This window comes from Qipengyuania pelagi (assembly GCF_009827295.1).
Lineage (GTDB): Bacteria > Pseudomonadota > Alphaproteobacteria > Sphingomonadales > Sphingomonadaceae > Qipengyuania > Qipengyuania pelagi.
Genome location: NZ_WTYD01000006.1, coordinates 1 through 13,695, shown reverse-complemented (window position 1 = coordinate 13,695; position 13,695 = coordinate 1). Strand labels below are relative to the sequence as shown.

Annotated in this window: 13 protein-coding genes and 2 pseudogenes; 10 read left to right on the top strand and 5 right to left on the bottom strand. The window is 61.8% G+C overall.

Annotation, left to right across the window (positions count from 1 at the left end; translation table 11 throughout):
• Positions 1 to 299: 299 nt before the first annotated feature.
• The 3 genes from GRI47_RS14630 to GRI47_RS14620 all read right to left on the bottom strand — a co-directional run bounded on the left by GRI47_RS14630 (position 300) and on the right by GRI47_RS14620 (position 3,826).
• Complete coding sequence (locus GRI47_RS14630; protein ID WP_160661981.1) at positions 300 to 1,496, bottom strand: IS91 family transposase; 1,197 nt, start codon at positions 1,494 to 1,496, stop codon at positions 300 to 302.
• A gap of 1 nt (position 1,497) precedes the next feature.
• The gene (locus tag GRI47_RS14625; RefSeq protein ID WP_160661972.1) at positions 1,498 to 2,415 is read right to left on the bottom strand and encodes a tyrosine-type recombinase/integrase; all 918 of its coding nucleotides are present in this window, start codon (positions 2,413 to 2,415) and stop codon (positions 1,498 to 1,500) included.
• A gap of 253 nt (positions 2,416 to 2,668) precedes the next feature.
• Positions 2,669 to 3,826, bottom strand: coding sequence for an FAD-dependent monooxygenase (locus tag GRI47_RS14620; RefSeq protein WP_272916536.1), 1,158 nt, complete (start codon positions 3,824 to 3,826; stop codon positions 2,669 to 2,671).
• Between the two features lie 130 nt (positions 3,827 to 3,956).
• Between GRI47_RS14620 and GRI47_RS14615 the strand changes: the two genes are divergently transcribed.
• Both GRI47_RS14615 and GRI47_RS14610 read left to right on the top strand, forming a co-directional pair.
• The gene (locus GRI47_RS14615; RefSeq protein WP_063512054.1) at positions 3,957 to 4,571 is read left to right on the top strand and encodes a TetR/AcrR family transcriptional regulator; all 615 of its coding nucleotides are present in this window, start codon (positions 3,957 to 3,959) and stop codon (positions 4,569 to 4,571) included.
• Positions 4,572 to 4,813: 242 nt separating this feature from the next.
• Complete coding sequence (locus GRI47_RS14610) at positions 4,814 to 6,376, top strand: mechanosensitive ion channel family protein (RefSeq protein WP_063512053.1); 1,563 nt, start codon at positions 4,814 to 4,816, stop codon at positions 6,374 to 6,376.
• 26 nt (positions 6,377 to 6,402) lie between these two features.
• On the opposite strand, the gene GRI47_RS14605 is transcribed toward GRI47_RS14610, so the two are convergent.
• Positions 6,403 to 7,020, bottom strand: coding sequence for a TetR/AcrR family transcriptional regulator (locus GRI47_RS14605; protein WP_063512052.1), 618 nt, complete (start codon positions 7,018 to 7,020; stop codon positions 6,403 to 6,405).
• A gap of 137 nt (positions 7,021 to 7,157) precedes the next feature.
• Between GRI47_RS14605 and GRI47_RS14600 the strand changes: the two genes are divergently transcribed.
• The 7 genes and pseudogenes from GRI47_RS14600 (at position 7,158) to GRI47_RS14570 (ending at position 12,308) form a co-directional block, all read left to right on the top strand.
• A complete protein-coding gene (locus GRI47_RS14600; protein WP_160662066.1) occupies positions 7,158 to 8,243 on the top strand; it encodes a catalase family protein in 1,086 nt (361 codons plus the stop codon).
• Between the two features lie 25 nt (positions 8,244 to 8,268).
• Positions 8,269 to 8,964: a hypothetical protein gene (locus tag GRI47_RS14595; RefSeq protein ID WP_063512050.1), complete on the top strand. Its 696-nt coding sequence runs from the start codon at positions 8,269 to 8,271 to the stop codon at positions 8,962 to 8,964.
• Between the two features lies 1 nt (position 8,965).
• Positions 8,966 to 10,354 carry a Dyp-type peroxidase gene (locus GRI47_RS14590; RefSeq protein WP_063512049.1) on the top strand — a complete coding sequence of 463 codons (1,389 nt, stop codon included), beginning with the start codon at positions 8,966 to 8,968 and terminating at the stop codon, positions 10,352 to 10,354.
• Entirely contained in the window at positions 10,351 to 10,770 is a 420-nt protein-coding gene (locus GRI47_RS14585) for an acyl-CoA thioesterase (RefSeq protein WP_063511171.1), read from the top strand. Before GRI47_RS14590 ends, GRI47_RS14585 begins: the two co-directional genes overlap by 4 nt.
• A 446-nt stretch (positions 10,771 to 11,216) precedes the next feature.
• Positions 11,217 to 11,363, top strand: a pseudogene (locus GRI47_RS14580) (ArdC-like ssDNA-binding domain-containing protein); the annotation flags it as partial.
• A 169-nt stretch (positions 11,364 to 11,532) separates the two neighbouring features.
• Positions 11,533 to 11,970, top strand: coding sequence for a TipAS antibiotic-recognition domain-containing protein (locus tag GRI47_RS14575; protein WP_237452857.1), 438 nt, complete (start codon positions 11,533 to 11,535; stop codon positions 11,968 to 11,970).
• Positions 11,970 to 12,308, top strand: coding sequence for a DMT family transporter (locus GRI47_RS14570; protein ID WP_202387626.1), 339 nt, complete (start codon positions 11,970 to 11,972; stop codon positions 12,306 to 12,308). Before GRI47_RS14575 ends, GRI47_RS14570 begins: the two co-directional genes overlap by 1 nt.
• A gap of 160 nt (positions 12,309 to 12,468) precedes the next feature.
• Here the strand turns inward: GRI47_RS14570 and GRI47_RS14565 are convergent.
• Positions 12,469 to 12,627 (bottom strand): annotated as a pseudogene (locus tag GRI47_RS14565) (integrase); the annotation flags it as partial.
• 243 nt (positions 12,628 to 12,870) lie between these two features.
• Here GRI47_RS14565 and GRI47_RS14560 point away from each other — a divergent pair.
• The coding region (locus GRI47_RS14560) for a PAS domain-containing protein (RefSeq protein ID WP_237452856.1) at positions 12,871 to 13,695 on the top strand (825 nt) is incomplete at its 3' end.

Sequence of the window (13,695 nt, the reverse complement as noted above, 5' to 3'; positions counted from 1 at the left end):
CGTGAAGGGTTCCGGGCGCCGTAGGCGTACGGAAGTCCCCGAAGCACGAACCCGCGGGCCGCATGCGTTGGGCTATGGGGATTTCGGTTTTCTGTCGATCCAGGTGGCTTGATGACACTGGCTGGGAAGCGTGCCGGATGGGTCAGGTGGGCAGGTCTGTGGCCCGGATTTGGTCAGCAGATCGCTCAATAGCGATGGTGTCATGGCGGTTTTCATGCGACTGATGATCTGCAGGACGAGCGGCGGCATTGCCGGAAGCCTATCACGTGCCCGGTTCGGTGAGATCGAGCCATGCCGGGTCATGGCGCAAATTTCCGGATGGGCGGTATGGAGGATGGCGGCGCGCGTGGTTGCTGCCAGCGCGCAAAGGTCTCGATGACGATCATGTGCCCGCCGCAATGTGGGCACGGCGGGCGGTAATCTTCTGGCTCATCGGTGATCTCATCTTCTGGAGGTGGCGCGACCTCCAGCAGTTTGCGGGCGAGCGCGATATTGGCCTTGTGCGTGGCACCAGCGAGCAGGCCGTAATGGCGGATACGGTGGAAGCCGGTTGGCAGGACATGGAGCAGGAACCGGCGGATGAACTCGTCGGCGGGCAGCGTCATGACCTGCTGGCGGTCGGTGCCGTCTCGACGATAGTCTTTGTAGCGGAAGATGACATCTTGGCCATCGAACCGGATCAGGCGACTGTTCGATATGGCGACGCGGTGAGTGTAGCGCGAGAGATAGGCGAGCACCGCTTCGGGTCCGGCGAAGGGCGGCTTGGTGTAGACCACCCAGCGCTTCTTGCGCACTGGTGAGAGGTGCTTGAGAAACGTCCGCCGATCAGTCAGCCCGGTCAACTTGCCGAAGAAAGCGAGCCTGCCCGCATTATGCAGCGCCATCAGTCGGGTGAGGAACAGGCGGCGGAACAAGGCACCCAGCACCCGCACCGGCAGCAGGAAGGCCGGGCGTGACGATATCCATCGCTTGCCATCGGGCGTAATACCGCCACCCGGGACGATCATGTGGACATGCGGATGATGCGTCATGGCCGATCCCCATGTGTGAAGCACGGCGGTGATGCCGATCTTTGCGCCGAGGTGCTTCGGGTCGGACGCAATCGTCATCATGGTCTCTGCCGCAGCCTTGAACAGCAGATCATAGACCAGCGCCTTGTTGGTAAAGGCAATGGCGGCAACCTCGGCCGGCAGGGTAAACACGACGTGGAAGTATCCGACCGGCAGCAGATCGGCTTCGCGCGCTGCCAGCCATGTGCGCGCCGCACCGCCCTGGCACCTGGGGCAGTGCCGGTTACGACACGAGTTGTAGGCGATCCGCCAGTGCCCGCAACAGGCGCAGGCCTCGACATGGCCGCCCAGCGCAGCGGTCCGGCAATGCTCGATCGCTGACATGACCTTGAGCTGCTGCAGGCTCAGATGTCCTGCATGGGTGGCCCGGTATGCTGGACCAGTAGCGCAGAAGATGTCAGCGACCTCGAACGAGGTGCGCACCAGTTCAGCCCGGTGGTGTCCCCTCACTGGGCAGGAACATGCCTAGCTTGTCGAGCGGACTGGTCACCGCATGCATTGTTCTGGTTGCGACCCTGGTGTAGAAGGCGGTGTTCTCCAGCTTGGCATGGCCGAGCAATGCCTGGATGATGCGGATATCGATGCCGTCTTCGAGCAGGTGGGTAGCAAAGCTGTGGCGCAGCGTGTGCGGGCTGACGCGCTTGGCGATCCCTGCAGCCTGTGCCGCCTCGACGACAATGCGGTGCAGTTGCCTTGTGCTGATCGGCTTCATGGCATGCAGGCCAGGGAACAGCCAGCCATCATGGTGCATCACGCCTTGCTCACGGCCCAGCTTCCACCATTGCCGCAGCAGGGTGAGCAGATCGGCAGGCAGCATGGCATTGCGATACTGGCCGCCTTTGCCGCGTTCGACCCGGAGCAGCATCCGCTCGCTGTCCACGTCGCGCACCTTGAGCATCGCCACTTCGCCCACGCGCAGACCGGCGCCATAGGCGACCGACAATGCGGCTTGGTGCTTGAGGCAGGTGGTCGCGCCCAGCAGCCGGACAACTTCATCCCTGCTCAGCACCACCGGCAGCTTGCGCATCTGCTTCATGCGAACGAGCCGCCGGGCAAGGTCAGGCCGGTCGAGTGTATGGGTGAAGAAGAAGCGCAGTGCCGAAACCACGCTGTTCATGGTTGGTATGGGCATGCCTGCTTCACGCTGCTCGACCTGGAAGCGGCGCAGATCTTCCGATGTCGCCGTATCGGGAGGACGCCCAAGGAAGGCGGCGAACCGCCCCACGTCGCGGACATAATTACGCTGCGTCTCGCGGCTGAAGTGCCGCATGGTCATATCGTCGATCAGCCGCTGACGCAGCGGGCTGACCGGAGTGGCTGGAATAACCGGTACAAGATCGTTCATCGCTCGACTCCTCAGTTGAAGGAGCCGGAATGTTCGGCCTTGATCAGTCCCCGCGCTACGCCTGTCGTTCTACTTCACCCCCTCCGCCAGCACCCCTCCCGCGCAGCGGGTTCGTGCTCCGGCCCAATTCCAGTCATACGATTTAAGAAAGTCTCAATGGCAGCTTCTGGGCCGCTAGCGGTCTGTCCGGTTTTGAACATGATTTGAGTTGAAGCGGACATCCATCCGTGCAGATTTAAGACCGATTACTTGTCTACCGGCGACTGATGCACTGCTGAAAGCTTCGCGAGATAACGCCCGCCGAAGCGCAAGACCAGTCGGCGCAGGACGAAGAAAAACCCGTTCGATGGCACGAACATCTGCGATTTGAGCCACACGGTCTTGCGCTGTTTTTCAATGTAGGGGCGCAAGCCCCTTCCCAACTTTTCAGCGCGGCGGGCACATTGCCGTTCTGAGCGGCAAGGGCTTCACCCAGTTGCTGCCCGCCCATCAACCCGGCTGTCGCGCCCATGCCGGAAAACAGCGTGAGGCACCATGCGCTGTCCCCCACCAGCACCACGCGGCTCTTGTGCCAGCGGTCCATCTCCACCGTGTGGACCGAATCGAACAGATAGTCGGGCGCGTTGGACAGATCCTCCAGCGCTTCCTCCACGATGGAGTGGGGCTCCATATCGGCAAAGACATCGCGCAGCGTTTCCACCGCAGGCCGTTCGAACTGCGCATCTACATCCTTGGTGCGATAGGCAAAGAACGCCGTCGGCGTATGATCCTGCAGCGGGAAGACCCAGAGCGAGCGTTTATCCTGATTGAGGATTACTCCGTCGCGCTGGCGGAATGTCTCCATCTGTTCTTCTAGCTGATAAGCGCAGATCACCGCATCCAGCGAATGCATGAACTTCTCTTGCGGGCCGAACACCAGCTTGCGCACGGTGAAGCGCAGGCCATCGGCACCGATCACCAGGTCGAAGCGCTCGATCGTTGAACTGCCGTCTTTCGTATCCAGCGTCACATCGACGCCGTCCGCGCGCTCAACAATGGCCACGGGGCTTGTGCCGAACCGGATTTCGACCTGCCCGTCGACGCCGTTCCACAACCCTTCTTCGATATCACCGCGCAGCAGCGTGGCAGGCCGGGTCGGCTGGTCGGCGAACCCGGCTACGCGCACACGTCCGCCGTCTTTCGTCATGTGCCAATTCGGCGAGGCTTCGGGCGTGCGGATATGGATGCCGGGCAGCACGCCCAGCCTTTCCGCCGCATGTTTGCCCGCATCCTGAAGGCCGATGAAATAGCCGCCTGTCCGCCGCTCAGGCGCGCGTTCGACGATGACGGGTTCCCACCCGGCTTTCTTTAGCGCGATGGCGCTGGCCATTCCGGCGATGCCGAGGCCGACGATAAGGGCGCGTTGGGTCATGATTGCTGTATCCTTCCTGTCGGGGGTGAGGGGCGAAAAGCCCCTGCATCCGAATCGATATGAACACTGTATAGATACCTCGCGCGCTTTTTGTCTAGACACTGTTTAGATTGCGTGCCAGATTGCCCTCATGACCAAGACGAAACGCGACAGCTATCATCATGGCGACCTGCGCAGCGCGCTGATTTCCGCCGCGGAAGAGATCATCGCCGCAGAAGGCGTGGAAGGCTTCACGCTGCGCAAGGCAGCGCGCAAGGCGGGCGTATCCCCCGGCGCGCCAACGCATCATTTCGGCAGCATGGCGGGCTTGCTGACGCAGGTGGCGCGGCGCAGTTACGAGGCACTGGGCAAGCAACTGGCAGGCGCGGCAGAGGGGCTGGAAGGCAACGCGGCGCTGCGCGCGCTGACCGCCGTCTATGTTAGGTTCGCGCGCGACAACACGGGCCGTTTCCGCCTGATGGGCCGCACCGACTTGATCGAATTGGAGGACGATGACCTGCGGGCTGCGGTCTATCGGGCGATGCGCCCGCTCGCCGCCGCCGCTGCCGGAACACGCGGCCTCGGCGTGCCGACCCCCGAGTTCGAGCGACTGGATCCGCGCCTGATCGCCGCCATCGTCCCCGCGCACGGACTGGCGCATCTGGCCACCGAAGGACGGCTGGCCGCGACAATGCGGTCGGGAGAGGTGGACGCGCAGGCGCAAGACGCGTTGGTGGACGAGGTTTTGCGCGCGCTGTGGCCTTGAAGCAAACCGCCCAAACCGATAGCCGCTACGCAATACTGATCACGCTGAACGCGAACGAGCCATATGCTACGACTTCGGTTTCTTGCTGTGCCTCGATATCTGACGCTGGAGGCGCGCGCGTGTCCTACCCGCCTGCTCGGGCAAACAGGACAGCTCTCCAGCGCAGGAAGTTACCTGTACTACAATGGTGAGCACGTCTGCTGTTGAAAAACCGCCACTCGCGCGCCAAACATTCCCCCAAAATGCGTAAGATCCTCGCCTTTTTCCACGCTTTGCTGGCAACCGTACTGCTCACTTGCGGCGTCGCAGCTTTCGCCGCGACGTCGATTCTTCCGTCGTCCGGGGACGCCGCCGAGGCGCAGGTGGCGATGGATCCCTTCGGGCGGGAAACGCCGCGATCGACCGTGACCAATCTGCTGGGCGTGCTGGCGAGCGAAGATCCTGGTGCCCTCGATCCCTATCTCGACCTGCCTGCCGGTATGGATCGCGCAGAGGTCGTGCCGCGCCTGCGCGCTGCGCTCGATGCGGGCGGGACGCTCGCCACCTATCAGGAACTGGCCAACGAGCCCAACGGGCGGCTCGACGATGGCCTCGGCCCGACACGCGAACAGGTCGGGACACTCGCCGGGGGCGAGATACCCATCCTGCTGACACAGAGCAGCGGCACGGACGGGCCTGCCATCTGGCGGCTGTCGGCGGAAACGCTACAGGCGCTCCCGGATATCGAACCGCAGGCGATCCCGGAAGAAGAGGCTATCGTCGCCGGTGCCCCTGCGCTGGATTGGGTCAAGCTGCTGGGACTATTGATCGCCGTCTTCATCGCGACCCGGTTGCTGGCCGCGCTGGTCCTGCTCGGTCTGCGGCAGGTCCTCTCGCGCGATGGGGCGGTGTACCGGGTCCTCGATGCCGCCCTGCCGCCGCTGGCGCTGGTTGTCACCATCGTCGGTTTCCGGCTGTGGTCGGACGCTGCGCCGATCTCGATCGTCGCGCGTCAGGTCGTGCTGCGCTATCTCGGCATTGCAGCGTGGATCGTGTTCCTGTGGTTCCTGTTCCGCCTGGTCGATGCGCTCGCCCGGTGGCTGTCGCTGCGCATGACGCGGCGCGCGCGGTACCAGAGCGCGTCTGTCATCGTCTTTGCCCGCCGGGTTATCAAGGCCGGACTGTTGGTCCTGGGGGCGCTCGGCATCCTCGACACGCTCGGCTTCGATGTCACCGCTGGTGTGGCGGCGCTCGGCATCGGCGGTCTGGTCTTGGCGCTGGGTGCACAGAAGACGGTCGAGAACCTGGTCGGCACCGTATCCGTGCTGGCCGACCGGCCGGTGCAGGTCGGGGATGTGTGCAAGGTCGGCGATGTGCTCGGCACGATCGAGGATATCGGGATGCGGTCGACCCGGATCAGGACGCTGGAACGAACCGTCGTCACGATCCCCAATGGCGATTTTTCCTCACGCCAGATCGAAAACTATACCAAGCGCGAACGTTTCCTCTTCAACGAGACGATCGGCCTCGAATACGCCTTGGATGCGGCCAAGCTGCGTGAAGGGATTGGCCTGATAGCAGAGGCGCTCGCACAGAACGAGCACATCGCCCCGGAGCCGCGCCGGGCGACATTACGTTATTTTGCAACGGACTCGCTGGCGATCGAAACCTTTGCCTACATCATGACCGCCGATTTCGACGAAAGCCTGAGAATCCGCAACGATCTCATGCTCGACATCTACGAGCGATTGGAACAGGCAGGCATCGGGTTCGCCTTCCCGACACAGACCCTTTACCTGCGCAAGGACGAAACCGGGCAAGGGTGACGCGGTATGGTGGCGGTCACGCAACGCTATCCGGCTGACGGTTCGCCGAACATGATCTGCCTGAAGACCTTCACGTAACTTTCTTCCGGCTGGGTGCCGTCGCCCGATCGCAAGACCGCGGTATGCCAGAGTATGAGCAAGGTTTCGGTGATGACATCGGCGGGCAAGCGGAGTGGCTGCCCAAACTGGGCGGCCAGGCCTTCGATCAGAACCCGGAACTGGGCCGTTACACGCGCCTCCGCAGCCTTGTACTGCGCGCGGAATTCCGGGTTGCGAAAGGCATAGAGCTGCAATTCCAGCGCCAGCGCCGCCCAGGCCTGGCGATCGGGGATGTCGGCTAGCCACGCAGCAAGCGTTTGCATGGCCTGGTCGATATCGGCTTCCGGGATCGAGGCGGCGAGGTCTTCCAGTCGGTCCCGCTGTTCGGCCAAGTGACCTTCCATGACTTCGAGCAGCAGCAACTCCTTGCTCTCGAAGTTCGAATAAAAGGCGCCTTGCGTAAATCCGGCGTCGGCGCAGAGCTGGCGCACGGAAAGTGCCGGGATGGAATGGGCGATCATCAGCCGCTCGGCCGATTTGATCAGCTTGGCGCGTGTTTCCGCCTGGCTTTGCCGACGCGATTTGGTGGTGGTTTCGCCGCTCATGGTGCTCGATCCGTCTCAAAAATCCTGATTTTCGGAACCAAATTTTCAGATATCACTTGATATTTCAAATGCCCGGCCAGAGGATCGGTTTCCCGTCGATCCTTTTCAGCAGGCAAAACAGGCAGGAGTTGTTGCCCATGCAGCCCATACGGTTCACCCCCAATGTCGAGCAAGTCGATCCCGACGAACAGCGGCTGACGCGCGAGATCGTCGAACAGATGAATGCGACGGCGCGCAACGCGTTCGAACGGCATCGGCACGCCCATCGCGATGCCCATGCGAAATCGCACGCGATCCTTAAGGGTAGCATGACCGTGCACGACGGTCTGTCGGCTGAGCTTGCGCAGGGCATCTTCGCTTCTCCGAAGACCTGCGAGGTCGTCGCGCGGCTTTCGTCCGCGCCGGGCGATATCCATTCGGACGAGGTTCCGGCCCCGCGCGGTTTCGCGATCAAGGTGATCGGCGTTCCGGGTGACCGGCTTTCGCCCGACATCGGTGGCGAGAACCAGGATTTCCTGATGGTGAATTTCCCGGTGCTCGCCTTCGGCACGATCCCGAAATACAAGCAGATGCTGGGTCTGCTCGAAAAGAACGCGCATGCGCCCGATTTCTTCCAACGCCTCGTTGCCGGCGTGGCGCGCGGCGCGAAGGATGCGGTGGAAGCGGTGGGCAAGGTGCCGAGCGCGACGCTCGAGGGGTTGGCGCGCGACAACAATCATCCTCTCGGCGAAACCTATCATACGCAGGCCGCTGTCCGGTTCGGCGACCATGTCGCCAAACTGTCGCTCGCCCCGAAATCCCAATCCGTGCGCGATTTGACCGGTCGGGATCTCGAAGACGTCCAATATTCGACCATGCGCGACGTAATCGGCGATTTTTTCCGCGCGAACGGCACCGAATATGAATTGCGCGCGCAGCTCTGCACCGATCTCGAAACGATGCCGGTGGAAGATGCTGCCGTGTTGTGGGAAGAGGAAAAGTCTCCCCATCGTGCCATCGCCACGCTGCGCTTCGACAGCCAGGACCCCTACAGCCCGCCACGCCAGGTTTTCGGCGACGATGTGCTGTCGTTCAATCCATGGAACGGCGTCGAGGCGCATCGCCCGCTGGGCGGCATCATGCGCATTCGCCGCGCGGCCTACGAACGGTCCAGCACCTATCGTCACACTCAGAACGATCGCCCGCGCATAGAGCCGCAGGCCCTGTCCGACATTCCCGATTGACCACCAAGCGCAAAAGGAGCGCGCCATGACCAAAAGCACCGATCCGCGTCTTGCCGATGAGAGCAAGCCCGAAGAAATCCGCCGCCGTGCGCGCGAGCTGGCAGAAGACCTGCCGCAGCTCGCGAAAATCGCGCTGGAAGCGATGATCCGCGACCACAATCCCGATTACAAGGGTACCGCCAACAAGGCGGGGCGCGCGGGAATGCAGTCGGGCAATGTGTCCGAACTGACCGCCATCGCCAAGGTCAAGCCCGGCGGGGCGGACCGCCTGCGTCGCATCTTCGACCTCACCAACGGCAATATGGACGGCGCGCAGCGGGTGTCGACCTTGCACGATATGCGCTTCGTATTTTTCGACGACGACACGCGCATCCTGTTCGCCACAACCTATGATGGCGACTGGGACACCTATATTAACGATTTCGCCACCAAGATTCCGGGGTTGATGGACCTGCTGTTCGCCAATGTCGAAGGCTGGCCGGGGATCGACAGCCCCAAGGTGAAGGACTTTATCGCCGATCACCAGATCGATGCATCGGGATGGTTTGTGGCCAATCCGCAAGTGACGGTTGTGGATACCCGCCGGTACCAGCGGATGGAGCACGCGCTGGATGACTTCCTCGAAAAATCCCGGGCGAATGCGGATATGGATCCCGCCACGAGCAAGGCTCTCGACGAGCTGAGCACGGCCATCGCGCAACCCGAAGGCGTGGATTATTGACATGGGCATTCTGCAAGAACTTTCCGCCCGCTTCCGTCCGGACAAGGTCAAGCTCCAACTCGACGATATCCAGGCGCTGATCCTTCGATCCCGGCCCGAACCCTATGTCGGCATCCATTCGATGATCCATGTCGACGAGGCCGCCGGAGGGCGGGATCTTTTGCGCCGCCTGGCCGACCATATCCCCGCTGCATCGGGTTGGACGGACGAGCTGGACTCGTGGACCGGCGTCGCCATCAGCTATGACGGCTTGAAGGCGCTCGGGCTGCCCGAAACCTCGTTGGAGAGTTTTCCGCTGGCCTTCCAGCAAGGCATGGCCGCCCGCGCCGAGCAGCTACGCGATTTCGGCGAAAACGCGCCCGAAACATGGGAGGATCCCTATCGCCCCGGCACTTGCCATATCGCATTGACCATTTATGCGCGCGACGACGATGCGCTCGACGACGTGCTGGCAAAGGCCGAGGCCGAACTGGAAAAATCCACCGGCATCACGCTGATCGGTACGCACCGTTTCGGTGCCGACGAGGACGCAAAGAACCCCTTCGGCTTTCGCGACAGCATTTCGCAGCCGTTGGTCGACGGGAGCGGGGTCGACCCCTTGCCCGGTCAGGAGCGCGCGATCGCGCCTGGAGAATTCATCCTGGGCGAGAACAGCGAGACCGGTAGCCCGCTCGCCATGCCGCAACCCGCACCGCTTGGGCGCAACGGGTCATACATCGTGCTGCGAAAATATCAGAGCCGCGTCGGCGCGTTTAACGACTTCCTGCGCGAGCAATCCGCCGACGAAGGAGAGCAGGATTATATAGCCGCGAAGATGTTCGGCCGGTGGCAGAGCGGTGCGCCATTGCCGTTAGCGCCGGACCGGGACGATCCGGAACTCGGCGCCGATTCCCGACGCAACAACGACTTCTCCTACGAAGACGATCATCGCGGCCTCGTCTGCCCGCACGCCGCGCATATGCGCCGCCTCAATCCGCGCGACAGCCAGCTTACGATCCTCAGCGATGTGAACATCCACCGCATCATCAGGCGCTCATCTACCTACGGTCCGAAATGGAGCCGCGACGTGACGTCGGAGTCCGATGCGCAGGAGGATCGCGGGCTGTTCTTCATTTTCATCAGCGCCAGGGCATTCGATACGATCGAATTTCTCCAGCAGGAATGGATCAACCGTGGCAACTTCGTCGACCTGGGCGAAGAACGGGATCCGATCGTCGGTCTGCACCAGACGTCCGGGACTTTCACCATTCCCGAAACGCCGGTGCGCCGAAAAATCGATGGCGTGACCACCTTCAACCGGCTGCGCGGCGGAGAATACATGTTCATGCCCTCGCTCACGGCCCTGCGCTGGATTGGCGACGGCGCATGGGACGAAGGCGCGAGCCCATGAACCCACAGAGGGGGCAGGAGGGCGGTTCGGCTTTCGTCTATCCCATCACGGTCGGCCCTGATGCGATCGACGAGCTCGATCACGTCAACAATGCGGTCTATCTGACCTGGGTGCAGCAGGCGATCACCGCCTATTGGGTCGCACATGCGCCGGCGGAGGAGGTCGCAAAGATCGCATGGATCGCCCTGCGCCACGACATCAGATATCGCAGCGAGGCGTTTCTCGGCGACCAGCTCGAGGCGAAAGTCCTCCTCAGGGGCTTTCGTGGGTCCCGCTCGCAATTCGAAATACAGTTCAGCCGCGGCAGCGTGTCTGTCGCCGAAGTGGACACGACCCTGTGCTGCATCGACCGAGAAACACGGCAGCTGCACCGCATCACGCACGAGTTGGCGAGGCATTTCGCCATTGTAGCTTAATGCACACGGCTTCTTGCCCTTTTTCTCCGAGCCATTTGACAATCCCAACGCGAAGGCGCGAAAACTGTATAAGTTCTATTAATCGCAGCCTCACAACTATCCCCGTTCTAGCGAGGATACCGACCCGTTATCGTTGCATTTGTTATGCAATGCCTCGGCGCTGCCGACCAAGGCGGTCGCAATAGGAGCGCACATTTGCAGCGATCCCTTGTGCTGAACCGACGCCCACTCTCGGGGGGGTCAGCACGCCGATCGCAAGGAGTGGTTGCTAAGGTGCGAAGCTGCCATCTGGGCTGATGCTGACGACAGGCAGCTTTCGGAAAAGATTCAAGCGAGCTCAAATGGCCGACATTAAGGCGCATAACGGTCATCATTGAAGGAGAGAGGAGGGCGCTTTGCTCTTCCTGAGCCGGGGCATGTCCGTCCCGGCGATCAGGAGATCTCCCATGACCAAGTCCCGCCGCACTGCTTCGACATCGCCAGCGGAGCGCATCACCGCCGCCATCATCGAAAAGCTCGAGCAAGGGACAAAGCCCTGGGTTAAGCCATGGCGCGGTGTGCCGGTCTCGCGGCCCCTACGTTCTTGCGGTACCGATCAACCTTCTCGCCTTGCTTAGCGCGCAGCGTAGGCGCCTGGCCGAACAGGCCGAGGAGATCGCTGACGCTATAGGCCTCATCGATACCGCATTGTCCCGCATCGACCGAGGCGAGCCGCTCGATGCCGCGACGTTTTGCTCGCTCATTCGTGACGGAGAAAAACTCATGACCGACCAGACCCAAGCCTGGCAGGATGTGGTGGACCAGTATTACACCCCCGAGGAACAGGCTGAATGGCAAGAACACATGGCCGATGCGCCCGAGTTTAGCCAAGAGGCCTATCAGGCGCAGTGGCACGCGCTCAGCGCCCGGATCGAAGCGGCGCTGCCGCTCGAACCGGACAGCGATGCAGCTCTCGCCTTCGTGCGAGAATGGTTCGCGTTGCTCGAACCTTTCAGCCGCAACGCCACGCCCGCGATGTGGAAGGGGACGACCCGGATGTATGACGACATGGCGCGCTGGGAAGGCAAGGTCGATCCCGGTTTCAGCAAGCCGGTGTGGGACTTCATTATGACGGCGACACCCGCGGCGCTGAATCGGGGCGAGGATATCGGCCCAATGCCGGCATGGTTCGCGCGGCCCGCTGGACAGGAGAAGCGGTGATGACGATCAATGCGTGGGTGCTGTTGCTTGGCGCGATCGCGCTTGAGGTGGCCTCGACCAGCCTGCTCAACGCCTCTCAGGGGATGACCCGATGGGGCTATGGTATCGCAGCCATGGCAGGCTACGGCGTATGCTTCTGGCTGCTCGCTTTCGCGATGACGCGCATTCCGATGGGGGTCGCCTATGCCGTCTGGTCGGGGGTGGGGATTGTTGCCATAGCGGCGATTGGCTGGATCGTGTTCCGTCAGAACCTATCCTGGGCGCAGGCGGGCTTTATGGCGCTAATCCTTATCGGCGCCATTGGGCTTAATCTGACGACCATTCGCACGGCGCCCTGACGAATGGTGTTGAAATGAGGAACGAGCGTTATTCTGTTCAACAACGGGGGCAGGCCGAAAAACCTGCCAGTCCGCTTCCCACCCCAAAGTCAGTCGATCAGCGCACCTCAGCACTTTCCCTGAAGCAGCCGGCCGAGATGACCGGCCGGCCGCGTGAAAGTCAGATCTCGGTCCGCTCTGCCAGCAACAAGGCATCTTCGACGTCGACGCCGAGGTACCGGACCGTGTTCTCGATCTTGGAATGACCGAGCAGGATCTGAATAGCTCGAATGTTGCCTGTGGCCCGGTAGATCATCGCAGCCTTCGTCCGCCGCAGCGAGAAGCCGAAAAGGCAGTCGAGCGTCCTATTGGCCCGGAGGTCCGCGACGAGGTTACGTTGGGCGAATAGAGGCTCTGAACGGATTTATCCCGCAATTCGCGAAATCGGAAATTTGCGGGATAAAAACGCGATCGGATGGCTGTGCAGAGATGGCTCGTTGAGTGACCCTATTGGTAGCAACCGGTTTCGATGCCGCGGGGGATTTGAGGCTCTCGATTCGTCTCGGCCGCGTGTCTCACCGCCTTGCGTGAGCGAGCAGCGTCGACGTTTGAAAATCAACAAGATACGACAGGTATCCAATCGGTCCGATTCTGTTCATCCCGGGAAGGTCACAAGCTGGCTATGAATGCAAAAGTCATCACGAATTTCCAGCTTGGCAGCCGCGAATCCTCTTCGGCGCCGGATGTCTTGCCCCTGGCTAAAGAGCATGCGCTGCAATCCGCCGGAGCCGCTTTCCATGCGCTCGCCGACACCATGCCGCAGATGGTATGGTCGACTCTTCCCGACGGCTCCCACGATTATTACAATGCGCGCTGGTATGAATTCACGGGTGTCCCTGTCGGATCAACCGACGGCGAAGGATGGGCCGGGATGTTCCATGAGGATGACCAGGCCGACTCATGGAAGAAATGGAATCACAGCCTCGCTACCGGCGAACCGTACGAGGTTGAATATCGCCTGCGGCATCACAGCGGTGATTATCGCTGGATGATCGGTCGTGCGCTGCCGATCCTCAACGAGCAGGGTGATATCCAGCGCTGGATCGGCACTTGCACGGATATCGACGAGCAGAAGCGCACCGCCCTCCAAAACGAAATCCTGAGCCAGGAGCTCAGCCATCGCATCAAGAACATCTTCGCGATTGTTTCCGGTTTGATCAGCCTGACTGCGCGCGCAAATGAAGCGTTCGGCGAAGCGTCGCGCGACTTGCTAGGCCGGATTTCCGCGCTGGGGCGCGCGCACGAATTCGTCCGGCCGCACAGTGAAAAGTCCCAGCCCGAGGGCAAAGAAGTGACCCTCGCCACGCTGCTTGCGACGATCTTCGAGACCTATCCTGCCTTTTCCGAA

Coding starts and splice junctions, on each gene's coding strand:
- GRI47_RS14625 (WP_160661972.1), bottom strand. CDS start 2,415: ATGAACGATCTTGTACCGGTTATTCCAGCCACTCCGGTCAGCCCGCTG.
- GRI47_RS14620 (WP_272916536.1), bottom strand. CDS start 3,826: ATGACCCAACGCGCCCTTATCGTCGGCCTCGGCATCGCCGGAATGGCC.
- GRI47_RS14615 (WP_063512054.1), top strand. CDS start 3,957: ATGACCAAGACGAAACGCGACAGCTATCATCATGGCGACCTGCGCAGC.
- GRI47_RS14610 (WP_063512053.1), top strand. CDS start 4,814: ATGCGTAAGATCCTCGCCTTTTTCCACGCTTTGCTGGCAACCGTACTG.
- GRI47_RS14605 (WP_063512052.1), bottom strand. CDS start 7,020: ATGAGCGGCGAAACCACCACCAAATCGCGTCGGCAAAGCCAGGCGGAA.
- GRI47_RS14600 (WP_160662066.1), top strand. CDS start 7,158: ATGCAGCCCATACGGTTCACCCCCAATGTCGAGCAAGTCGATCCCGAC.
- GRI47_RS14595 (WP_063512050.1), top strand. CDS start 8,269: ATGACCAAAAGCACCGATCCGCGTCTTGCCGATGAGAGCAAGCCCGAA.
- GRI47_RS14590 (WP_063512049.1), top strand. CDS start 8,966: ATGGGCATTCTGCAAGAACTTTCCGCCCGCTTCCGTCCGGACAAGGTC.
- GRI47_RS14585 (WP_063511171.1), top strand. CDS start 10,351: ATGAACCCACAGAGGGGGCAGGAGGGCGGTTCGGCTTTCGTCTATCCC.
- GRI47_RS14575 (WP_237452857.1), top strand. CDS start 11,533: ATGACCGACCAGACCCAAGCCTGGCAGGATGTGGTGGACCAGTATTAC.
- GRI47_RS14570 (WP_202387626.1), top strand. CDS start 11,970: ATGACGATCAATGCGTGGGTGCTGTTGCTTGGCGCGATCGCGCTTGAG.